Source organism: Vibrio sp. M260121 (genome assembly GCF_036533715.1).
In the GTDB taxonomy this organism is placed as follows: domain Bacteria; phylum Pseudomonadota; class Gammaproteobacteria; order Enterobacterales; family Vibrionaceae; genus Vibrio.
Genome location: NZ_JATABF010000107.1, coordinates 1 through 926 on the forward strand (window position 1 = coordinate 1; position 926 = coordinate 926).

Here is a 926-nt window from a genome sequence, read left to right on the forward strand (position 1 = left end):
CTCGACATTCGATGCGTTGGTCCCCTTCACCACTACGGTGTAGGTGCCATTTGTCTCACCACTGATGTCCATTGCGTTGCTCGTCCAAGCACCGCCGTTTTGCACTGTGGCATTACTGCTCACGATAACCGTTTCACTGCCTTGCGCTTTGATTTCTACGCTTACCATTTGACCATCAAAGCGAGTTGACGTACCCGCAATCTGTAATGAGGCCGCGTTGGTGCCATCCACATTACCAACAGGCGTGATCGCCAAGGTTGGGGTGATTGGCATCGAGTGGCTGCTGTCTTCTGCGCCTGTATTCCCTGATAGGTCTTGGTAGTCTTTGACCACCAGGCCTACAGTCAGCTCTGATGACACAGGCACAACAACGTCACCAGTCCAGACTTTCGCATCCCCTGTCTTGGTCAGCGTGATGGCGGAACCACCCAGCTCAGCACTCGCTGTTTGTAGCGCTTTATCGAACTCCAGTGTGACCGCGACACTTTGCCCTTCCAACTGGTGCGTTGGATTGAAGGTTGCGCTGGTCAAGCTTGGCAGTGCCTGCGACAGCGTGAAGGTGCTCGTTTCTGTGGCCTCGACATTCGATGCGTTGGTCCCCTTCACCACTACGGTGTAGGTGCCATTTGTCTCACCACTGATGTCCATTGCGTTGCTCGTCCAAGCACCGCCGTTTTGCACTGTGGCATTGCTGCTCACGATAGGCGTTTCACTGCCTTGCGCTTTGATTTCTACGCTCACCGTTTGGCCATCAAAGCGAGTTGACGTCCCCGCAATCTGCAATGAGGCCGCGTTGGTGCCATCCACATTACCAACAGGCGTGATCGCCAAGGTTGGGGTGATTGGCATCGAGTGGCTGCTGTCTTCTGCGCCTGTATTCCCTGATAGGTCTTGGTAGTCTTTGACCACCAAGCCTACAGTCAGCT

At 54.4% G+C, this 926-nt stretch carries 1 protein-coding gene; it reads right to left on the bottom strand.

Features of this window, described 5'->3' with window-relative positions; translation table 11 throughout:
• Positions 1 to 926: tandem large repeat (locus QTO06_RS25285; RefSeq protein WP_331410339.1), on the bottom strand; the 926-nt coding region annotated here is incomplete at both ends.